Genomic DNA, 22,825 nt, shown 5'->3' with positions numbered 1-22,825 from the left:
ATGCAGCAAATCATCAGCAGTACTGCCGCTGTGAACGACTTCGGCGCGCTCGTTGCCAACCGTCGGCGGACGCTCGGGCTGAGTCAGCGGGATCTGGCCGAGCGAGCCTGCTCGGTATCCGGGCGGGCGACGATCACTCGGCATGAGCTGTCGCGGTACGAGCGCGGGGTGCGGCTGCCGGGCGGGCCGATGATGGCCGTGCTGGCGGAGGTGCTCGACGTGCCGGTCGCGGTGCTTGCCGGCGCTGTCACTGCCGCACAGGAACGTCGCCGGCGTCATGGCCGGACAGTGACGCGGGCATCGTGACACTGCGATCGCGGTGTCACTGCGCTTGTCACGTGTCACGCCGTGCTGGCCGAAGCGTGTCCATGTCAACGACACAGATCGATGTAAATTGTGACAGTGCGGCCCCGTGACGGCACGGTGTCCGTAGCACATGACACTGACGGCAGCGGGTGTCACGCCCTCACGTCGCGCACACAGGGGCTCACAGGGGAACTTGACCCCCGTGACCGGCGGGCCACCGGCGCCAGCGCGGATGTCATGCCACACCGCCAATGACAAACAACCGATTTCACAGAAGAGCATCGATGTCAATGTCGGCCCTAGCTGCGGATTGACATTTGATCATGGGGTTGCCACGGCGGCTAAGCGGGTTGACAGAGGTTCTGCGCGTAACTGGGCCCGGGTAGGTCACCGGGGGCGAAGACAACACGGCCTTGCCGGCCGTTGATGATTGGTGAAGAAGAGACACCACCTCAACAAAACCGGCAAGGTCGTGTCCATTATGCGCCCTGTCTGTGTGTTCGCCGAGGTCTCTGGTGGCACCCGGGCCCAGATCATGGACCTGCTGCACGGCCGGTGGCGGACCGCCACCCGCCTGATCATGGTCGTACTGTCCACCGCCGGCATGCCACCGGCCCAGATCGCCGCCCTGCTGGACTACCACCCCGCCACCGTGCGCCGCTGGCTGCACCGCTACCGCACCGAAGGCATCCCCGGCCTGCCCGACCGACCCCGACCGGGACGACCCCGCCTGGGCGGGACCGCCCTCACCACCCGCATCACCGCCCTGCTCACCGCACCGGGACCGTGGACCATCCGACGGCTCTGGCAGCACCTGGGCAGACCAGCGATCAGCCCGCGCACCCTATGGCGCTACACCCGCACCGTGGCCCACTGGCGACGACCCCGCCTCATCGCCCGAGGCGACCCCGACCACAACCACACCCTGGCGGGCATCCGCCGCCGCATCGCCCGACTCCCGGCCGGGTCGGTTGTCATCGCCGAAGACGAGGCCCACCTCGATCTCCTGCCCGCAGTGCGCGCCACCTGGACCCTGCGCGGGCATCGCCACCACGTGATGACCCCGGGCAAGAACCGCCGGGCCACCATCTTCGGCGCCCTCGACCTGACCACCGGCACCTGGTGGTACCTGTGGGCCCGCCGCCGCGCGACGGGTTTCATCGCCATGCTGCAACTCCTGCTGACTGCCTACCCCAACGCCCCCGCCGTCGCGGTGATCTGCGACAACGACGGCATCCACCACGCCGCGGCGGTCCGGCGATGGGTCAGCGACCACCCCCGGCTCCGGCTCATCCACGCCGCCGCGTACAGCCCACACGACAATCCGGTCGAACGCATCTGGGCTTCGCTCAAAGCAGACCTGGCCAACACCGCGGTCACCTGGATCGAACGCATCCACCAGGCACGGGTGTTCTTCCGACGACGAACACCCGACCAGATGCTGACCACCGCCGCACCATGGACCTCACCCTGGCTGCCCCACAGTTACGCGCAGAACTTCAGGGAACCCGCTTAGCCAGCGCCGCGTCACGGTGCCACAGCCAAGGCCGAGTTCTGGGTCGTGCCACTGTCAGGGTCACCACGTCGCGCCGTGTCACAGGCTGGCGCGACAGTCATGACATCGATCTATGTCGTTGACATCCCTCGGGTGTCACAACCGGATGGTGTGACACTTCCTGTCACCGGTCGTCGGTCGGAGCACGGTCATCCGACACCGGCGCGGACCGGGTCGTGTCAACCGTCTGCCACTCACAGGCGCTCACAGCCGCCACGTCCGAGTAGCACATGCCGCTCACAACGACGGCGCCCAAGTACTCACAGTCCACTCACAACCGCCCACAGCCGGCTCACGCAGCGGGACGACGCGCGCTGTGAGCGGCTGCGAGCGATGGGGGCGTTCGCCAGGGCTCACAAACCCGGATAGGGGATGACGAGCCCAATCCGAACCCAGGGCACACGATCCTTGATCAAGACCGGAGTCGACCCATGTCCACAACCACACTTCGCCACCCCGAGCTCGACGTACAGGTCTCGGTGTCGGCCCCACCGTCCCGCTTGCCGTCAGCAATGGGGTCAGCTTTCAAGCTGACCCGCGGACTGACCCCTCCACCGCGCTCACTACGCAGGTCAGAACCGCTGTCACGGCCGTACCGATCAACTCCGACAGACCCTCCTGAAGGGGGTCTCCGGTGGGGCGGGAGGCGCCATGGATGACCCTGTCCTGCGCGTCCAGGTCCGCCTGACCGAGCGGGATCGGACCCTGCTCGGCTGGCTGTACGACCACGGCGTGCTCACGTCGTTCCAGATCGCCAATGCGCTGTTCCCATCGCTGGACTTCTGCCAGCGACGGCTTCGGACCCTGACCGAACTGCGGCTGATCACTCGGTTCCGACCGAACCGGCCCGACGGCGGCTCCTACCCGTACCACTACGTCATCGACCAGCTCGGCGCCGAGACCATCGCCGCCGCCCGCGGCGAACGCCCGCCACGGCGCGAACATGCCCGTACCGAACGACGACGCTGGACCGCCGGGCACCTCCTCGCACACCGGCTCGGCGTCAACCAGTTCTTCACCGACCTGGCCGGCCACGCCCGCAGCCATCCAGGAACGACACTGGACGCCTGGTGGTCGGAGTCGGCCTGCCGCCGGCCTGGCGTCTTCGTCCGCTCGGACGATCCCGTCGTGCTGCGCGCATACCAACCGCGGGTCCGCCCCGACGGGTACGGCGAGTGGACCGAAGGCGGCGTCACCGTGCCGTTCTTCCTGGAGTACGACACCGGCACCGAGCCACTGAGCACGCTCGTCGACAAACTCGACGGGTACACCGAACTCGCCCGCCATCTCGGCCGAGTCTGGCCGGTGCTGTTCTGGCTGCACAGCCCCGCTCGGGAACGCAACCTCCAGCGGATACTGACCGACCAGCCGCCGATCGTGCCGGTCGCCACCGGCCACCGCGCCGGCTCATGGTCACCGGTCGGCGAAGTGTGGGCCATAGCCCAAGCCGGCTGGTACCGGTACCGCCTCGCAGAGCTACCCGCCTCGTGACCCGTTCACCGGTTGGCCGGCGTATGAACCAAACCGGCCAGCCCCGGCAACGCGATCGCCTCCCACCGCTCCTCAGGCAGGCCAGCCGCAAGCGATGCAGCGTCCTTCCCGGCATCGATCTCGAACCCGATGAGCGCACAGGCGATCCCGACCTCCGCGTGGACAGCATCAGCGACGGTACCCAGCCAAGCGTCGAGCTGATGCCGCCAGCGCAACGAAACAGGGCCGCCATACTCGCCGAACGGGAACGCCCTAATACGCCGATCGGTACGAGCGAGAGCGCCGAGCGGGAGGCTCAAGGTCAGCCACTCCTGGCCGTCGTCGAATTCGCCCGAAGTACAGGCACAGACGACACGACGGCCGAAAGGCAGCGTCACGATCCCGGCGAGCAGACCGTGCTCCTCGAGTGACGACACATTCAGCGGTACTGGCGTCAGCCCGTTCGTGATTCGGGGATCCGCATAACAGCCGTAGATACCAGCGGCAGCCCACAGCACCGCCAACGCCGCCTGCAGGCGCACCGGATCGGCTCGGCCGAGCTCGATGTCGAGCTCGTAGAAGCCGCCGCACCAGTTCTCGGAATCGTCGAATCGCGCCGGATCACGCACCCCGCAATGGTCACCGGCTCTGCAACGAACCGCGAGCCGATTCCAAGCCTCCGAAAGGAACGACCGTGTCCACCACCAAACCGTCGATCTGGACCGTCGACGACGTCCGTGCCCTGGGCGCCGTCACCGACCTGCCCACCGCCGCCGCAGTCCTCGGCATCGGCCGCTCCACCGCCTACGCCCTCGCCGCCGCCGGCGACTTCCCCGTCCCAGTGCTGTCCGTCGGTCGCCGCTACCGCGTCGTAGTCGCGTACCTCCTCGCCATCGTCGACCCCGCCGGTCCCGGCGACTTGACCGGCGGGCGAAGTGAAGCGTCGATCGAACCGATCCGACCGCCCGTGAGGAGGCATGGTTGAAAGGCACCACCTACAAGCGGTGCAGCTGCGTCAACCCCAACACCGGCCGCCCGTACGGCCGCTCGTGCCCGAAGCTGCGCCGCCCCGGCGGCTCGTGGCACCCGACGCACGGCGTCTGGCAATACCAGTGCGAACTTCCGCCCACCGCCGACGGCAAACGCCGTCCACTCCGCCGCGGCGGCTTTGCCACCAAGGCCGACGCCGACACCGAACTCGACCGCATCCGCACCCTGCTCGCGATGGCCGACGACACCGACGACGCCACCCGCATCGGCGACCTCATCGCCGCAGCGATCAGCCGCCGAGAGCCGCTCACGATCCGCCGACTGCTGCACAGCGACGGCGAACACGACGACATCACCATCGGCGAATGGCTTGACTACTGGCTCGCCAGCCGCCGCTCGCTGCGCGAGACCACCCGCCGCAACTACGCCGACAACATCCGCAAGTACCTCAAGCCACACCTCGGCCCCATCAAGCTGGTACGGCTGACTGGAAAGCATGTCGCCGCGATGTTCGACGCAATCAACGCCCGCAACGAGGAGCTGGAGGCCCTCCGCGCCGATCCGGACCTCAACCTCGGCTCTCGCATTGTCGGCGATCGGCGCACGATGAAGCCGGTCGGACCGACCGCGCAGCGCCGCATCCAGGCCGCGCTGCGCGCCGCGCTCAACCACGCCATACGCCGCCAAATGATTACCTACAACGTGGCCACCCACATCGAACTGCCACCGGCACGGTCGGCGAAGCCGCTCGTCTGGACCGACCAGCGCGTCGCCGAATGGCGGCGCACCGGCAGAATCCCGTCCCCGGTCATGGTGTGGACCGCCGAACAGACCGGCGCGTTCCTCGACCACATCATCGACGACCCGCTGTACGCGATGTACCACCTCATCGCTCTGCGCGGCCTCCGTCGTGGCGAAGCCTGCGGCCTGCACCGCGCCGACCTCGACCTCGACGCCCTGACTCTCACCGTGCGGCACCAGGTCGTCGTCGAAGCCTGGAAACTCAACCTAACGGCCCCGAAGACTGACGGCAGTGAAGCCACGATCGCCCTGGACACCATCACCGCCCGGCTGCTCCGCGAAAACCTCGAACAGCAGGACGATCTACGGGAGCGGGCCGGCGCGGCATGGGTCGAGACCGGCTTGGTCTTCACCCGCGAGGACGGCAGCATGATCCACCCCGACTACGTCACCCGCCGCTTCAAGGAAGCCATCGCCGAAACCGGCCTGCCACCGGTACGGCTCCACGATCTCCGCCACGGCGCCGCGACGCTCGCCCTCGCCGGCGGCGCCGACATCAAGACCGTCCAGGCAATGCTGCGGCACTCGACCATCGTGCTCACCGCCAACACGTACACGTCGGTTCTGCCGCAGGTGGCTCGGGACGCTGCGAAGGCGGCAGCCGCGCTCGTACCCCGACGGCGGCAGCGACGCCACGGGGCTTCGACTGGCTCAGCTCAATTCCAATACCAGACGCGTCAGTCGTAGGTCCAGCCGCTGACAACTTCACGAAGCGCACCAGCCCCGCGCAGCACGCAGGACCGGCGGCGCACAGCCGCGTCCGGCAGCGCGATCGACTGGTCAGCGGTGTCCATCGACCGTGATACGCAGGTACGGCTCGGCGTCATCCGCCTATCCGACGCGCCTGATCCAGGACATCGTCGAGCAGTCCGGGCACATTGGCTCCACCAAGCACCAATTGTCGATCGAGCAGTCGATTGGCAGTCTCGCACGATGTCTCGCTGACAAGCGCACACCCATGACAGGCCGACAGGTTGAGGGACGATGCGCCCTGCCGGTCACTCTCGATGCACACAGGATCGTTCGAACAGACGTCCGCGTCGCTCAATGCAGCAAGCAGGAGGGGGAGAAGTTTATCGGGTTCACCCAGGCGAACGAGACCCCCGAGCGTTCCTTGTGCGTCGCCGGCCGCCGTGTAGATCAAGATACCTGCGGTTCGATCCGGCCTGTCGGAGTGCGCGTAGACGCGTTCCTGCAACGATGCCGATGCGTACCCACTGGCGAACGCGAGCCTCCGGATCAGCAGATGAGCGATTGTGTGCAGGGCGACGAAGCGCGGCTCGGGCACAGGTAGGCGTTCTGCCCACTGACTGGCCCTACGCCTCTGCATCAGAATGTCCGCGCGCGCCCTGACCTCGGACGCCCTCTCCCATTCGGTCAGCCGCTCCTCGTCGAACCGGAGGAAGATGCCCTCCCCGAACAGCTCGATGGCCGGGAAGACCGACTTCTTCTTCCGCTTTGGACCGAGATCCGCATTGATGAAGGCAGCACCGGCGTCGTACCGACGGAAACCGCGAAGTGCCCTCACCTCGCGGACGCGGCGCACTTGACCGACCCCTCCGAGCCGGCTCGTCAGCGCCTGCGGCCAGGTGGAATGGCTGGCCACCGCCCACCCGTCGACGACGAAGTCACCCACTCCATGATCTCTGCCGTTCTCCAGTTTCTTGAGGAAGGCGGCCCACTCGCCGTCCTTGAGATCCAAAAGGGCAGCACCGCCCGATTCATCCTCTTCATCGGATGCCGCTCTCAAGACCTCCTCGACCGGGATACCGACTTCCTCAGCGATCATCTCCGCGAACATTTCGGACTTGGGTCCGCCGTTGTCGGCCACCATTCTCCAGAAGAGCTCATGACTCCGGATCGCCTCCGTACGGGCAACGGACGGCAGGGTCTCCTCCGGGATGTCGAGCGCCGAGAGACTCTCAGCGATGTAGTTGCTGGTGGCGCCCCGTTGAACGGCGATCAACCGGTGATCGCAGATTTGGTCCGAGCTTGGGTCCTGCCAGGGCTGCCGACCCTCGCATCGAACGCCGTCGCGGTGCAGGGACTCTATGCCGACCAGGGCGGAGAGCGGACGGGAACGCCTGCACCCGTTGCATTCGACGCTCAGCGAGGACAGACCTTCGCCGCGCTGAGACGAACGCACGAACTTCAGTTCCTTGTACGCCTTGCAGAACCGCACGGCGTCGGTGACGCCGGCGTCCATGCCCCGGTGCGCCCACTTGAACCACGGAATGTCCTGGATATGACTTCCCTTGTCGCAGACGGCGACGTAACGCATGGGTACGAGAGCTCCGCCGCAGTCGCAGCGGTTGACCCAACGGCCTTTGCTCTTGCCGGTGATCTGCGACAACTTGGTGCACCGTTCACAGAATCGCCAGGCCGGGAACCGCCAGTAGAAGAGGTGTGCGGTCTCCTTGGCCGCCCGCCCTGAGTGAGCAGGCGCCTGCCTGAGGACACCAGGGTCCAGGATTGCCAGCAGGCGTTGACAGCTGATCTCGGGCGCCGACCTGATGTCCCACCATGATGTATCGGAGGCGATCAATGACTCACCGAGCACGTCGACAACCGCTCCCACCCCGAACGGCGTAACCGTCTCGGAAAGGCGAAGGTCATGCAGGATTCGCTCCACCGGACCCCTCTTCCAAAGGCTCACGCACCTGTACGGCGACGTTCGGATCGACCGACCGCATCGAGTCGGCGACGAGCCAACCCTCACCGCTCTGCCCGAACCGCTTCAACAACGCTTCGTCGTCGCTCTTGTGACGGTCGTAGAGCAGCGCGCCTCCGGCGTCCCTCGCCACCTTCGCGCGACGGTCCCAATCCCGTAGGAGCCGCCAGATCTCATCCTTGGTCTCCTGCGCCTCGAGTTGTTCCGATCGGCTCACCAGCCCGAGGAATGTCGATACGAGCCGGTCGATCATTTGGCTCATCCGGCTGTCGTCGAGATCGAGTTGCGCAGCCGCGTCGTTCGCCGCGAGGCTCGGGACGGAATGACGGAGCAACGCCACCAGAGCACCCGCCAACGACCTCTCTCGCGAGGCCATCGACCAAGGGGTGACACTCGTGGGCTCCACGCTGCGGTAGAGCGCCTCGTGGTACCCTCGGAAGGTTTCGAAATGTGAGCGATCACGCGCTCGATTGGACCTGAACAACGTCGTGACGATGCCATTATTCCGGCCGCGGCCGACACGACTGGTCGCCTGGATGTACTCCGCGGTCGTCTTGGGTTGTCCGACCATCAGCATCAGGGCCAGGCGCGGGATGTCGATGCCGACCGACAGCATGTTGGAGGACAGCACGACGTCGACGGCCTGGTCGGTGCTGTCCGCGCTGCGCGCGAGTTCGCGCAGGTCGTTGGGAAGTTCCTCCGGCCCGCGCCTGCTGGTCAGCTCGAGCACCCGATCGGCACGGACACGCCGCAGCGGCAGGCTGAGCCGGTCGGCTCGCGGCTCCAGGCGCCCGTTGACGTCGTCGACGACCAGCGTTCCCGTCCGGCCGAGCTCGCGGAGACTGTTGTGGTACATCACCGCGGTCCAGTACGAGTCTCGCGTCGCACCCGAGTCGGCAACCTGTGACAGCACCTCGGCAATCTCGATCAAGGGTGCGGCAGCAGCGACGACCGCGGAGACCTGCGACAAGGACTGCGGCATGAGCCCGATGTACAGACGGCCCTCACCGCTCGCCACCGGTCGGGAGAAGAACGTTCTGTCGCCGTCGAGGCCGGCCGGCGGGTAGAGGGCGACCTCGCGCCCGTACAGGCCTTGAACCTGTTCGGCCGAGGCACGGATCGTGGCTGTCGAGGCGATGATCTTAGGCGTCGAACCGCCTCGGCTCAGCAGTATCTGTATCACCGCGTCGAACACGGCGACAGTGGTCCCCAACGGCCCCGACAGCAGATGCAGCTCGTCCTGAATGATCATCGAAGGCTGGTGGAACGTCGTGTTGAGGCCCAACAGTCGCCCAGCCTCCGGTTTGAACTGGAGTCGGGCGAACTTGTCGACCGTCGCCAGGAGGATCGTGGGCGGCTCCTCGTACAGCACCTCGTCGACCACCGCGATGGGCAGTTCGTCGTAGAACGGGCAGTCCGTGCTGGTGCAGTGAATGACAACGTCGTGACCCTGGACGCGAATGCCGTACCGGCTGCGGTCGGTCTGCCGCGAACCGGGGATCAACGCCGCGCCGCACCACGGACAGCTCTCAACCTGGAACTGGTTCGCTTCCTCGGGTTTGGCTGCCTTGTGGAGTCGGTCGAGAGCGGCCTTTGCGTCCTTCTTGGTCCCGGGCGTCACCTCGTTGCCGACCCACAGGCCGATGGAGAACGGCGCCATGCCTCTCGCCCGCGGATCCTGGCGGCGGAGAAGCTCCATCGCGCACACGAGTGACGCCGCTCGCTGGAACTGCTGCGCAGTGAGCAGACGCAAGGTGTAACGGGTGATGACGGCGGTGCCCGCACCCTTAGTGCCGTATGCGATCCTACGCCGGAAGATCTCGATCGCCGCGAGCCCGAGATATGCCTCCGTCTTGCCTCCGCCCGTAGGGAACCAGATGAGGTCGACGAGTTCACGGTCGCCGTGTTTCTCGTCGACCGTCGAGGCCAGTGCAACCAGCAGGAAGCCCAACTGGAACGGACGCCAGCGAGGTTCGGCGGGATCGTTGCCGGCCCTGACGGCGGTCTGGCGCATCTGCGAACGCATGGCGGTCATCCCCAGCGCGAACGCCGTCCTCAACGCCCCGCGCTCAGGATCACGCAACAGGTCGACGCCAGCCGTCATACGAGCGGCCGCTTCGCCGGCCCGGTCGGTGATCGCACGCGCCGTTGCCGCCCTCGACCCGAATCCCTCGACACGAGTCTCCTGCCCGCAGACCCAGTCGGAAAAGGCGCTGACGAAGGCGTCGAGCATCGACACGACCCTTTCGGGCTGCGTGTCGATGAGCGCGAGGTTGGCGAGGCCCAGCGCCTCGGCCTCGACCGACTCTGGATCGAAACCGATGGTCTCGACTGTCGGCACGACGAACGCCGGAACCGGATCGAGAAAGATCCGGCTGCAGGTACCGTCGGCGAGCTCCCAATCCGCTGCCATGCCGTGCCCGACCGCATAAACCCTCTTGTCCCGATACCGAAGTCGCAGCTCTGCGGACTCGGCGTCCAGGTCGAAGGCACGAGAGATGTCGTACTCGAAGATCTGCCCGCCCGGGGCCGGAGAGACGTCGAGCGCAATCTGGAAGAGCATCAGGGCGATATCCTGCCGGTCGTCGCCCGTCGACCTTGACAGGACACGCGCATGCGTCGTCACCAGATAGCGGTCACCGTAGGGCCGCCATCTCGATCCGATCTCGATCGGCACCTCGCCAGCCTTGAGCTGGTGCGGCGGCGTCTCCCGGGTGAGCTCGACGCCCTCGAAACGGAATGGATGCCGTTGCCAGCGCGGCGGGCCGTCGCCTTGGACAGGCCGATAGGTACCGCCCGAGAATCCGCAGACGACGGCCGGCCGATCCGTGATGAAGGAGATCGCGACGGACGACGGACGCCAGTCCTCGGCGAGTGGAACGCCGGCCCCGCTCTCCTCGACGTCACCGGAGCTGACGTCAGCCTCGACTTCCGTCTCGTCGGACTCCTCTTGCATGGGTGGCGACGAGGCCACAGGGAACAGCATGCCGACGGCGTACTGGCGGTCGGGCATGTTGAGAACGACCTCGTCGTCACCGCCGTCCGGTCCGACGTACGCAGATCGAAGATGCCGCAGCGCGATCTCTTGCGCGGTCGTCCTGCTCATTTCGCCACCGATCCCGGTCGGACGAGTTCCCGAAGCCGCTTCCTGTCCTCCTTGGATGCGACGATGTGCAACGACACGCGCGCCCGCGTCACCGCGACGTAGAACGCCGCCGTTCCCGCCCGGTCGTAGATGGCCGGGAGATCGCAAACAATGATGTTCTCCGCCTCGAGGCCCTTGGCGTGTCGCGGACTCATGACGGTGAATCCACGCTCGGTCACCGAGCGGGCTGCGGTCGAGGTCGCACTGATGATCCAGATGTCCTGCCGCCGGACGCCACCGGAGACGAGGTCCGTCGCCACCTTGTCGGCCGCCGCGACGTCCGGTGCACCCTCGGGCTGGTGCCATTGAACCTTTTCACCGTGGACGATGCCCGGATCTCCGACGTCCGCGCCGATGTACTCCTGAACCATCGTCACGATCGCCGCGGTGTTCCTGACATTGAGGTCCAGGTCGAGCAGGAAGGCTTCCTCGGAGACGTAGTCGTAGATGACCTGGTCGAAGCACCCATCGACGTGCGCTTGATTGTTCGTGTCGAGGAACATCCGCCACCGGCCCGAGCTTCGCCCACCGGCGACCACCGCATCGAGCTGGTCCATCCGTTCGGCGGTCATGAGGTCCTGCGCCTCGTCGACGAACACGGCGTCGTAGCGGCTCGACGGCGTCAACAGGTCGAAGGGCACGACGTCGATGACGCGATCGCCGACGTGCGCCTTGAAGAAGGGAAGCAACTCCGGCGAGCGGAACGTGATCAGGACCGATCTGCCATGGCCAGCCTCCTGCTTGGCCGCCTCGACGAGCACCAGCGATTTACCGGTGCCGGCGCCGCCCGACACCATCACGCGCGGATTGCGCGCGAGCGCGGCGAGCACCCTCGCCTGGCCGGCCGTGGCGCGGTTCTGCTCCTCGATCACAGCTCCTCGCTGCGCGTCGAGCACCGGCATCCTGGTGAATTCCCCGAACAGGCGGGCACGCAATTCGTCGATTCGCGCCTGCTTCTGGCCGAAGGGCGGCGTCCGGGCGCCCGCGGCCACCACATCGAGCGCCGTGGTGAGGCCTGTGACGCTCATGTCGTCCTTGGCCAGCCAGTGCGTCGGCTGCCAACCGACCGCATGTGGGGGCGAGTCGATGTCCGGAGTGATGACGACCGCCTCGTGCGCGAACCAGCCGATGCCCTCCTCCCGAAGAATGTCGCGCAGCGCGTACATGGCGGACTGTGCCTGATCCATCGGCGAACCCGGGAGCTTGTGCCAGTCGTTGCGTCGGTCGACCGAGTACCAGACCCCGTCGTGCTTGCTGACACCGCCGCCCTTGACCTCGACGAGGATGACGACCCTCTTCCACAGGACGACCAGATCTGCCTCCGCCTGCTGCTTGTAGGCGTGCGATCGCAACTTGACGGAATGAAAGGCGACCGCCTCGGGATCAGAGTCGATCTGGCGAAGAAGTCGGGCGACGCGCCGTTCGGCGTCGCTGACGGCAATCTTCTCGATGTCAGCGAGGTCCGGGACGAGGATCATGCGCTCTGCTCCTGCCAGAGGTGCTCGTACTCCCGATATCCGAGCCAGTCGCTGAGGTCCCCGAAGTTGTCCGCCATGTCGACGATCAGACACTCCTCCTTCCCCCCGTTCGCCGGGCCGCGGAGGCCGCGGCCGGCCATTTGGATGTAGGCGTTCGGACTGAGCGTCGGTCGTGCGATGTAGAGCGCCCGGACACCCGGAGCGTCGAACCCCTGGATCAGAAGGTCGCAGTTGGTCAGAACCCGAATCTTGTTGTCCTTGAACCTTCTGATGATGTCGCTGCGCTGCTGTCGACCGGTCTGCCCACTCACCGCTGCCGCCTCGACACCGCGGTAGCGAAGCGTGGCAGCGAGCACCTGCGCGGAGAGAACGTTTGGTGTGAAGACCAGCACCGGCCAAGTGCTGTCCAACCCCATGATGTGATTGACGAGGATCGACATGCGTACGTGGTCCTGGCCGACTCGGTCGAGGACGGAGCGGCTGAGGGAGCGCCGGTTGGTCGCCTCGGCCCTCTCGTCCGGGCGCAGGACCACCTCGATGCCGGGCAGCACCTCGTGCCTGACGCGGGCGAGCACTCCACTCGCAGACAGCTGCCGATACGCGTCGCCGCCGAAGGCCTCCAACTTGCGATTGCCGAACCGGCTGGCAAGGGCGATGGTCGCCGACTCCGACGTTCCCTTGAACGGTGTGGCGGACAGCCCGACCAAGGGACGCTCCCACCCTCGTCCGGCCACACCCAGCCAGCCGAGGATCCGGGTGTAGCGCTCAGAATTGCCGGCTCGGTGTCCCTCGTCGACGAAGACCGCGGCGGGGCGGCTCAGCCACTCGTACTCGGGTGCGTTACGCACGACGTCCAGCTGTGCATCCGTCGCCACGATGAAGCTGAATTCGGTATCGGGCTCGTGGACCGTGTTGCCGTCCCAAAGACGCCCGATCGCGAGCGGCCGTTCGTCGGCGAGCCCTCTCCATACCGTACTCGCGGTCTGAACGGCCTGCTCACAGAGCTCCAACGACTGCGCGATCCAGAGTACGGGACCACGGAGGCTGCCGTCGATGAAGAGTTTCAGCACCGTCTCCGTGGCGACGCGCGTCTTGCCGGCACCGGTCGGAAGTTCCACCATCGCCTTCTGGTGGCGACCGTTCGCCTCACGCGATGTGAGGACGTCCCGGAGCTGCCGGCTAATCTCCAGCTGGAAATCGTGAAGCGGGTTGAGCCGGACGGCGCCGTCGACAATGAACTCGTCGGCCCTCCGAATCTCCCGCCGGCCGGCGTACTCGGTACCGAAGCCCATCCTGCGCAGCCAGGAGATCGTGGCCGCGCCGCCCGCCCACTGATTCGGGACGTCGGGGAACCCGGCCACCTGGAAGAGCTCTTTCAACTGCTTCACCGAGTCCGCGCCGAACACGGTGAGGAAGAGCTCGGCGACGGAGGTCCGGCCGTCGACCAAGCCCTGCGCCTCGAGCGCCTGCCACAGGCCCTTGGGCAGCGCTTCACGCAGGTCGTCCGGGCCGAAATAGACGTCCAATCGGTCGGCGTCGGTGACAGCCGCCTTGGCCTCCTGCCTCAAGGCTTCCAGGCGATGGTCCAGCCCGGTCTTCAGGACCCCGTCCAGTTCCGCGTTCGTCAGACTCAGATCGAATGCCTCGTTGACGAATCTGAGTGTCCGGCGCTCGTCCGCATCGCTGCGGACGAAGAGAGCCGGACCGTCGCGGTAGAAATCGAGCGAATGGTCCTCGACCCCGTCCTCCGTCGAGACCCGCTTGGCGATCTGGATCGCCCGCGTGACGGTCGCGTTGTTCACCGCGTCCGCGACGTGCGTGCCCCGAAGTCCCGTGAAGACATCGACGATGCGTTCGGCATCCTGCAGCCCTTCCACCAGCATCGAGAACGCGAAGCTGTCCTCGAACCGACGGCATCCCACCGACTCGACGAGTTCTGTGGACCGCTCATCCGTGACCCGCAGATAGGGCCGCTGACGGGTGGACAGATACTGCTCCTGCTCGTCGGTCGTGGCGAGGTAGACCGACGACGGCGGGCGGGCCTCGATCGTACGCTTGATCCGGGCAGGGATCCTCGGAGGTGGCGCGTTCTCGTACGCCACACGACACACCTTCGTGATGAACTCGACGAGGACGGCGTCCGGGATCGACGACGCGAACGCTTCCGCCTCGAGCGCCTCCTTGAGCACCGGAACCGGGACCGCGTCGAGTTGATCCGGGAGCTCCAACGCAGCAGCGACCTGCCCCTGCCCGGATCCGCGCAGGAGCGGAAGCAGCTTCTCGTACCTGACCAGCGTCGGCGAGACCACCTCGGCGGGTGGACGGAATCCTTGGTTCGAGCTCAGCAGACCGGCCTGCTCCGCCGCCCATCGAACCGGAGACTGCACGTGATAGGCGGCCCCCGTGTCGACGTCCTCGCAGGTCCAATCCGGACTTCCGGCGGTGACCAGACCGACCGTCCAAGACTCACGTACGCGATCGGGGGCCCCCACATCCCGGAGAATGGAGAGCATGGAGAAAGGGCCAGGGCCCTTGCCGGGGTAGATCTCGATGCGCTCGACGGGACGCTCGCCCGGGCCTTGCACCGCTCGGACAGCCTCCAACACCCAGTCTCGATAGTCCTCGAAGCAAGGCTCGTCCTCGAGCGGGTATTCCTTGACCGGCTCACGTATTACGCCCAGCCGGTAGGCGACCTCCGGCAGACAGCGCGTGCGGTCTAGACTCCTCGACGCCAGGCCGTCGCCCAGATACGGGTCGAGATCGAACACCTGCCGGGGCCATGCCCACCCACCGTCGCGCGTCGGCACTTTCACGACGGACGAGTGTTCGGACAGTGTTCTCACGGCCCTGTCGACCGGCAGGCCGAGAACCGCGTCCCAGAGCTTGGTAAACTGCTCGTCACCGGGCGACACGGAGACGTTCGCCAGCCGGGCGTTGAGGATCGCGAGTGGGTCCAGGTCTCGGAAGCCGGCATCACGGAGGGCCTTGTCCACACCGGGCTGGGCGAGGAAATCCGCCGATACGAAAACCGCCCCTTCGATCTCGACGCCCTCCTCCTGGTTGATGAAGACGGCGTTCTTGTCCACCAGCGCACGCAGACCCGCGGTGGTCGGGATGACCTTGGCGTTCTCGACGTCGGCACGTCGTTTGTACCCGGTGACGAACTTGAAGGCTTTCGCGGCGGACACCGCGTCCGACCCCTCGGCCCATTCGCGCAGCCACGTCAGGAATCCACGCTTCGGCATGACCTCAAGCGCCTTCTTGACGTCGCGGCTCTCCGCGTCGATTCCACCGCCCGACGCCGCCTCCGTGAACAGCTGACGAAGGCGGGTGAAACGTTGCGGCGTCGTGTAGCAGCGCCAATGAGGAACGTTGTCGCCGGTGTTGGGGGAGTCGATCCACGCTCGATGGACCTCGGTGTCGACCTCGACAGCGAAATCGAGCGGCTTCAACTCTTTTGCGCCCGTCAGCGTCCCGGAAGCGTTGGGCACGAGCTGCCGGTTCGCTGCGAACCTCGGCACATAGGCGCAGAGCAGTCTGTCGCCGAACGACAACCATTCCTTGCCACGCGCCGGCATGTAGTCGAGATGACCGGCCGGGTCGTCGTCCCCGCTCAGCCTCGGGAGCAAGTCCACGAACATCTCGGCGACCGTACCGAGGATCTCTCGGTTGTAGGTGTTCTCCAGCAGTGTCGTCCGGTCGTCGTTGACACTCCAAGGCGCATTGAAGAGGGCAGATGCCGAGGTGTTGTCGACCAGCGGGAAGTAGGACCAGAACTTACCGATCCGCAGCCTCGAATGCCGCTTCGGAATCGCGACAGTCACCTTGACCCGCTTGCGTGACACCGCCTCCCCCACCGCAGCGCGCGCTTCAGCACTCGACTCATGCATCCGGTTCTCGACGATCCACTCCTCGCCACTGCCGTCCGGCCGCTCGATCTTGAGAACGCCGTCGCCGAAATCGCGTGAACGGTGACTCGTATCGAGACCGTTCAGACCGAGGACCCGGAGCCTCACCTCCCGCACTGCACCGACGAAGAGCAGGAACTCTGAGGCGAAGTTCTCGATCTCCCCGCGGAGCCGATCGAGTCCGGTCGCCAGCGGGAGCTTGACGATGGTGACCGCCCACTCGGCCAGGTCAGCCAGGACTGGATCCTCGACGAACGCGGTGCCGGCGTCGACAACCGTCGCCGTTCGCAGGATCGGATAGCGTTTGGCCGCGAAGCCGATCTCGGCCAGACGAGCCTGGGCGGCCGGCGAATTGAACTCGAACGAGATCGAACGGCTGAAGACCTGCGGCGCCGAGGAGACAGCGAGAACGGACTTGAACCCGAGGCCGAACCGCCCGATCTCGTCGCCCCGCTTGGCGCTGAGATACGCGTGCATGATCGACGTCAATCCGCTCTCCGTGAACGGACGCCCCGCGTTGGCGCAGTACAGGTTCCGACTCTCGGTGTCGAGCACGATTTCGACACGACCGGCCGCACCGTCGTGAGTGCCGTTGTCTCCGGACATCGCATCTGCGGCATTCTGGACGAGCTCGAGCAGGGTCCGGTTGGCGTATCCGCCAGTCCTGATCGATTCCTCGAGGCCTGCATGCTCCGGGATCAACGTGGGGAGGGCCCGATACGATTTTATCGCCCCTTCGAACTGCTCCTCGACCTGCTTCACAAGACCGGGGTCCGGCGTCCAGGCCTGCCGCGTCGTCATCGCCACGAACGAGCGCTCCTCGCATCCGCGGTCGCTGCACCGCGACCGATTACACCTTCGCAAGGGGCAGCTGCCGAATTGACGACGCAGCGTCCGTGCCGAAGTTGACGTTCCGCAACTCGACGCCTGCCGCGCTTCGTAATCGCCGAGCATTTGCAGCTTTCCGGCCGGACATGCCCAACGTTCGGTACTGCGATGGAAGAACGCAGGCGGCGCGGAGCGGCAAGTCGGCAAACGATAGGCCTCATATCGGCGCTCTGCCGTCGGACAGCGGTGTTACCCAACGCCTCCCTCAGCGCATCCGCGCCGTTCTGCACGAGTTCGTGGATCTCCTTGCAGCCGCAACTGTCCTGCGACGTCTGGATCTCGATGCCAGTGCCGGACTCCACGTGGCCAGGATCTTCGTGGTACGCACGAGACATCCGTCGCTCCGCTGCGTTACGGCGCCGCAGACTCCGTCCCAGGGACCGGCCTATGTCGGCATCTCCGTCGATCTTCAGACGGAGGGCCGACACGTTCAGGACGAACAGCAGGAACTCGCGTGAGAACTCGCACATCTCCCCCACGAGCCGCGAGCGGCCGTTCGACAGCGGAAGGCGGACCACGGTCTGCGCCCAGGACGCAAGGCCCCGCAAGGTCTCGTCCGTCCTCAGCTCATGTTCGACGCCGACGAACAACGGAAGGCGCAGGACAAGAAACGGGCTGGCGTGCGGATCTACGACAAGGAGCTCGAGCCGAGACCTGTCACCGTCGAAGTCGAAGCTAACTGACCGGCTGAAGACGGCGGGGTGTCGACTGACTCCGAGGAACGACTTGAAGCCCAGACCGAGCCAGCCGATCTCTTCGCCGCGCTTTGAACCCAGGAAGGCGTTGCCTACGGCCTCGTGGCCAGCCTGTGTGAAGGGCTCGCCTTCGTTGGCACAGTACAGCGTGTCGCCTGCCAGTCGCAGCTCAACGCGTCCGTGGGCACCACCGCGGTGCGGGGCGTCGGCGGTGTTCCGAGCCAGTTCCAGCAGCTGCCGCCCGGTATACCCACCGGTTCGGTAGCTGTCTTCCTGGTTGGCGTGCTCCGCGATGTAGAGCGGATCAGCCCGGTACGCCTCCAGGGTCCGCCTGCGATGGTCGTCGAGCCAATGCACCAATGCCGGATCGGGCTGCCGCCAACTCGGGTCACCAGTCATTGCTGCTCCCCAGGAGCAAGACAGCTTGCGCCCGATCCACGATCCCCACGCGACTCGTCAGTGGGTCGCTCCTGCGCCTCTACACCGTCCACAACCACGACTGTAAATCTTCCAGTATTTTCCAGCAATCCCCAGTTTTGGGTCGCCGATCGGGGCCATAAGACTACCTACCGCCAGATTCGGGAAGCAGTAGCCCAAAGGATTGCGAGTTCGACTCACGGCTCGACATCGGCGGCAAACGACGGAGCCCCCATCGCCTGGAAGTGGTCCAATTCCGGGAACGAGCGTCTGCCTGTCCGCGACGGGCCGCCGCATCGCGGCTCTAGTAACACTCCGCTCAAACGCGTATCCGAGGTATGCAACTCGGGAACTCGAGCCAGCCTACCGCGTTCCAGCTGCGGCGGTCCGCTGATCACGAACACTGACCATCGCACAGCGCGCTCGATGGAGAACATCGATGGAGCGGCCGGATCACCGCTCGAGACGACGATGAAACCGGCGCCACGCAGAACCGTCCCCAGCCGCGAGTGATCGTCGGGCCGGAATCGGTCGGCCCGACGCACGAGTACGCAATGAGACATTCGGATGAGTTTCACCGGGTCGAACTACACCGAAGCCGTCACGACTACCGTGGTGATGATCCAGGATGCTAGTAAGGGTTTCGTGCACACCCCACCGCTTCGACCTCCAGCAGCGAAGCTCCGAAGTCGCATCTCTGTCGCCGATCACCTGGTGAACGGTCACGCCGACGTGTGCAACACCAGACCAGCGAACTGTGATGCGTCCTTGAATCGAGGTGCCTGATGTCTGAGAACGATCCGCGCATCAGCGGCGCGTGGGAGACCTATCGCAACTTCCTCGACCACGCGCCGCCGCACCAGGTCACGCAGCAGCTCCGCAGCCTTTCGGTTCCCGAGGACCTCATCGCCGAGCTCATCAAGCGGCACGAGGTCGAGACGACCAAGATCCTCGAGCTTAAGGAGCCCCTGGGGCTGGGCCGGGAGAATACGACGCCGTGGTACACCGGGCCGCGCAAGGGCGACCGCAACTGGCCCGCGTTCGAAGCACACCTGCGGAGAACCCTGGATTCGGATGCCGTCGATACGATCAACGAGGCCTCCGAAAAGGTCGTCGCCATGTTGGATCATCCGGCGACGCCTGGGTTCGACTCGCGCGGGCTTGTGGTCGGCCACGTCCAGTCCGGCAAGACCAGCAACTTCACGGCTGTAATCTGCAAGGCCGCAGACCGGGGCTACCGGATGTTCATCGTACTCTCCGGCGTGCACAACGCCCTCCGGCGTCAGACGCAGACGAGGCTGATCCGCGACGTGGTCAGGCTGAACCCTCCCCTGTGGCACCAGATCACGACCCCCGAGCACGACTTCACCCCGCCGCCGAATCCGGCCGCCCTTCTCGCCGCGAAGGATCAGCATCTTCTGCTCGTGGTCAAGAAGAACGCTGTTGTTCTGCGCAAGCTGAAGAAGTGGCTCGCCGACGCTCGGGCGCATCTGCAGAACTGCCCAGCTCTGCTGATCGACGACGAGGCCGACCAGGCGACGATTGCCACGAAAAGTATCAACCCGTTGATCGCTGACGTTCTTCGGCAGCTGCCGAGGGTGTGCTACGTGGGCTACACGGCGACCCCGTTCGCGAACCTGCTCGCCGATCCGGTCAGCAAGGAGGACTTCTACCCGCGCGACTTCATCCTGAGTCTGCCCAGGAGCGAGGACTACCAGGGTCCGGAGACCCTGTTCGGACGCTCGCCGCTCGACGGTGAGGACCCTGCAGACGTGCCGGGTGGACTCGACATGATCCGGGAGATCCCGGACGGTGAGGTCGCCGCGATGCGGCCTGCGAAGAAGGCGGACATCGCCGACTTCGAGCCGGGGGTGACGCCGTCGCTCCGGAAGGCTGCGCTGTGGTTCTGGTTGTCGACTGCTGCCCGCAGAGCGCGTTCCGGCAAGGCGCAGCATTCGTCGATGCTCGTCCATGCCCACTCCGACACGAGAGTGCACGACTCGTACAAGCTGCCGCTGGAGCAGCTCAAGTTGGAGATCGGCGAACGGCTCGCCGCGGACGACGACGAACTGCTCGCAGAGCTGTGCACGCTGTGGGAGACGGAGACTGCTCGCGTGCCCGCCTACGAGCTCGGCGAGCGCCGCGTCGCCTGCGAGGACGTCATGGGGCTCCTGCCTCAGGTCGTCGCCGACACGAAGATCATCATGGACCACTACCGGAGCACCAACCGGCTCGACTACGAGTCGGGTGCGGCAACGGTCATCGCCGTCGGTGGCAACACCCTCTCGCGTGGTCTCACCTTGGAGGGCCTCGTCGTCAGCGTTTTCGTCAGGTCGTCCGACGTCTACGACACGCTGCTGCAGATGGGTCGGTGGTTCGGCTACCGTCCGGGTTACAAGGACCTGCCGCGCATCTACATGCCCGCTGAGATGCGCCGATGGTTTACCCACCTGGCCACCGTCGAGGCCGAGATGCGGGGCGAGATCGATCGCCTACTCGTGGAGCACAAGACACCGCTCGAGATGGCGGTCCGCATCCGTTGCCACCCGAAAATGCGTGTGACGGCGCCGAGCAAACAGAAGGCAGCGGTCCGTGCCGCGGCCGCATACGGTGGTGCGCTGGTCGAGAGCCGGTACTTCCCTGCTGCGGAGGGCGTCGACACCAAGGCGTGGCACGCCGACAATGCCGACGCGGTCACGAGGCTCTTGGAAGCCGGCGGTACGGACGGCTGGTTCGACCGATCAGCACCATCCGCCAAGCCGTTGTGGCGGGACGTACCGGGTGATCACATCTTTCGATTCGTGAGCACATATCGCTTCCACGAGAAGTCGATCGACGCCTCGGCGAACCTGATGGCCGCATACATCGAGAAGCGAATGAATACCGGCGGTCTGACAAGCTGGAACGTCGGTGTTATCGGCGTCGATCCAGCATCGAGTGCCTCGAGCACCGGCCGAGAGCCCGAGAAGGTGACGCTCCCCGGAGGTAGCGTCGTAGGAACCGTTGTGCGTACACGTTTGATCGCCAATAGCGACGACGATGTGGCGGACATCAAAACACTGACGGGTTCCCGCGACGAGGGTCTCGACCTCAACCTCGATAAAGTGTCTGAGGTCAATCGAGCCGTACTGCAGAAGGAACGCTCGAAACAGCAGCCCGAGAAGGGCCTGGTGCTGCTCTATCCGATCGACGCAACCTCCAAGGCGACGAAACCGAACCGCGCGGATCTGAAGGTCGTCGGTCCTGCCGTCGTCTGGGGAGCGGCACTGGTTTTTCCTAAACCGGTTCGAGGACAGGACGTCGAGGTCGAGTACGACTACCTGGCCGCCGACCTGTCTCGAGTCTTCCCCGCAGCGACCGACGAGGAGCCGGAGGACGTTTCTGTTCTCGACCAGGACCTCGACACCGACGTTCCGGTGTCTGCTCCGTGACGGGTGTACGCGGCGGCCAGGAAGCAGCACTCCGGCGGACACTGGAACGTCTATGGAGCGAGCTCGCCGGGAAGCATTCCCGCAGCGACAGCAAGACGCTGCAGAGCACCGAGCTGGCACTGCCGACGTCGGCCGGACCGCTGCGGTTGGCGTCGGACTCGTATGGACTTCCACACTTGCTGGTGCCTTTGCCGAAAGGCGCCCAGGACGTCGAGGACAGACGCAGTTCGGGTGTGCATCTCACGACACGGACTCTGCTCGTGAACGACAAGGTGGTCCGATTCCTCGACCTGGAGTGCAGGCGAACGACACTGACCGGTGTTTTCACGGGCCTGGTGGCGGACATCTGCATGGTCCTCGCTCGCACTGAGTCCATGCCCGAACGGGCAGTGCCGGAGGCACTGGAGGCCTGGCGCGAACTTCTCGGCGGCCGGCCGCAGTGGACCTCGCAACGGCTCGCCGGCCTGTATGGCGAGCTTTTCGTCTTGGAGCACCTTCTGGCAGTCGACGCAAAGGCGGCGAACACATGGACCGGCCCGACCGGGGCTGCTCAGGACTTCCGCAGCCACCCCCACGCGGTCGAGGTGAAGACGACGACATCGCCGCAGGGCCGGTTGATCCACGTTCACGGCGCGGAACAGCTCGTCCGGCCGCCGACAGGGTCGTTGAAAGTCGTATGGCTGCGGTTGGCGGTGACGGCACCCGGCGTAGCGGACGACGTGCCGTCGATCGTGGATCGATGCACGGCAGCGGGTGAGCCGCACGTGATCCTCTCGTGTCTGGATCGTCTGGGGCTTCCGCCGCTGTCCTCGTCCGAGATCCGGATGGCGAGCTTCTCGGTGATCGATCAACGCCTGTTCGAGGTCGACGACAACTTTCCGAGCATCACCCCCACCAGATTCTCGTCGGGGGTAGTTCCGGCGGGCGTCAGCGGCATCGAGTACTACGTCGATCTTGACACTGTTCCGCCGTCGGACGAGGACCTGCATCAAGCCGTGAGACGTGTCCTGGGGGCCGCATGACGAAGCCCGGGTGGTACGCACAGCCGTTCCGACCCGACGGTGGCATCA

13 protein-coding genes are annotated in these 22,825 nt (G+C 65.8%); 7 read left to right on the top strand and 6 right to left on the bottom strand.

Going from position 1 to position 22,825, the window contains the following annotated elements:
• The 3 genes from Dfulv_RS01885 to Dfulv_RS01875 all read left to right on the top strand — a co-directional run bounded on the left by Dfulv_RS01885 (position 1) and on the right by Dfulv_RS01875 (position 3,352).
• Complete coding sequence (locus Dfulv_RS01885) at positions 1 to 306, top strand: helix-turn-helix domain-containing protein (RefSeq protein WP_259860861.1); 306 nt, start codon at positions 1 to 3, stop codon at positions 304 to 306.
• A gap of 481 nt (positions 307 to 787) precedes the next feature.
• Positions 788 to 1,822: an IS630 family transposase gene (locus Dfulv_RS01880; RefSeq protein ID WP_259860860.1), complete on the top strand. Its 1,035-nt coding sequence runs from the start codon at positions 788 to 790 to the stop codon at positions 1,820 to 1,822.
• A 690-nt stretch (positions 1,823 to 2,512) separates the two neighbouring features.
• On the top strand, positions 2,513 to 3,352 hold the full coding sequence (locus Dfulv_RS01875; RefSeq protein ID WP_259860859.1) for a replication-relaxation family protein: 840 nt from the start codon (positions 2,513 to 2,515) through the stop codon (positions 3,350 to 3,352).
• Between the two features lie 5 nt (positions 3,353 to 3,357).
• Here the strand turns inward: Dfulv_RS01875 and Dfulv_RS01870 are convergent, their stop codons facing one another.
• Positions 3,358 to 3,960: a hypothetical protein gene (locus Dfulv_RS01870; RefSeq protein WP_259860858.1), complete on the bottom strand. Its 603-nt coding sequence runs from the start codon at positions 3,958 to 3,960 to the stop codon at positions 3,358 to 3,360.
• A 65-nt stretch (positions 3,961 to 4,025) separates the two neighbouring features.
• Here Dfulv_RS01870 and Dfulv_RS01865 point away from each other — a divergent pair, with 65 nt between their 5' ends.
• Both Dfulv_RS01865 and Dfulv_RS01860 read left to right on the top strand, forming a co-directional pair.
• Complete coding sequence (locus Dfulv_RS01865) at positions 4,026 to 4,316, top strand: helix-turn-helix transcriptional regulator (RefSeq protein WP_259860857.1); 291 nt, start codon at positions 4,026 to 4,028, stop codon at positions 4,314 to 4,316.
• Complete coding sequence (locus Dfulv_RS01860; protein WP_259860856.1) at positions 4,313 to 5,809, top strand: site-specific integrase; 1,497 nt, start codon at positions 4,313 to 4,315, stop codon at positions 5,807 to 5,809. The genes Dfulv_RS01865 and Dfulv_RS01860 overlap by 4 nt, the downstream gene beginning before the upstream one ends.
• 136 nt (positions 5,810 to 5,945) lie before the next feature.
• On the opposite strand, the gene drmB is transcribed toward Dfulv_RS01860, so the two are convergent.
• From drmB to Dfulv_RS01835, 5 genes are read right to left on the bottom strand one after another with little or no spacing between them, the layout of a single operon-like run.
• Positions 5,946 to 7,754 (bottom strand): DUF1998 domain-containing protein, encoded by a 1,809-nt coding sequence (gene drmB / locus Dfulv_RS01855; RefSeq protein ID WP_259860855.1) that lies wholly within the window; start codon positions 7,752 to 7,754, stop codon positions 5,946 to 5,948.
• A complete protein-coding gene (locus Dfulv_RS01850; RefSeq protein WP_259860854.1) occupies positions 7,735 to 10,899 on the bottom strand; it encodes a helicase-related protein in 3,165 nt (1,054 codons plus the stop codon). Before Dfulv_RS01850 ends, drmB begins: the two co-directional genes overlap by 20 nt.
• The gene (locus Dfulv_RS01845; protein WP_259860853.1) at positions 10,896 to 12,416 is read right to left on the bottom strand and encodes an NERD domain-containing protein; all 1,521 of its coding nucleotides are present in this window, start codon (positions 12,414 to 12,416) and stop codon (positions 10,896 to 10,898) included. Before Dfulv_RS01845 ends, Dfulv_RS01850 begins: the two co-directional genes overlap by 4 nt.
• Positions 12,413 to 17,125 (bottom strand): sacsin N-terminal ATP-binding-like domain-containing protein, encoded by a 4,713-nt coding sequence (locus Dfulv_RS01840; protein ID WP_259867331.1) that lies wholly within the window; start codon positions 17,123 to 17,125, stop codon positions 12,413 to 12,415. The genes Dfulv_RS01845 and Dfulv_RS01840 overlap by 4 nt, the downstream gene beginning before the upstream one ends.
• Positions 17,122 to 18,306 carry a hypothetical protein gene (locus Dfulv_RS01835; RefSeq protein WP_259860852.1) on the bottom strand — a complete coding sequence of 395 codons (1,185 nt, stop codon included), beginning with the start codon at positions 18,304 to 18,306 and terminating at the stop codon, positions 17,122 to 17,124. The genes Dfulv_RS01840 and Dfulv_RS01835 overlap by 4 nt, the downstream gene beginning before the upstream one ends.
• An 803-nt stretch (positions 18,307 to 19,109) precedes the next feature.
• Here Dfulv_RS01835 and Dfulv_RS01830 point away from each other — a divergent pair.
• A complete protein-coding gene (locus tag Dfulv_RS01830; protein ID WP_259860851.1) occupies positions 19,110 to 21,755 on the top strand; it encodes a Z1 domain-containing protein in 2,646 nt (881 codons plus the stop codon).
• The gene (locus tag Dfulv_RS01825) at positions 21,752 to 22,777 is read left to right on the top strand and encodes a PD-(D/E)XK motif protein (RefSeq protein WP_259860850.1); all 1,026 of its coding nucleotides are present in this window, start codon (positions 21,752 to 21,754) and stop codon (positions 22,775 to 22,777) included. The genes Dfulv_RS01830 and Dfulv_RS01825 overlap by 4 nt, the downstream gene beginning before the upstream one ends.
• Positions 22,778 to 22,825: the final 48 nt, after the last annotated feature.

Origin of the sequence: Dactylosporangium fulvum, assembly GCF_025137375.1 — a bacterium.
Taxonomy (GTDB): Bacteria; Actinomycetota; Actinomycetes; order Mycobacteriales; family Micromonosporaceae; genus Dactylosporangium; species Dactylosporangium fulvum.
The sequence above is the reverse complement of the archived record's forward strand: the minus strand, read 5'-3'. Positions and strand labels throughout refer to the sequence as shown.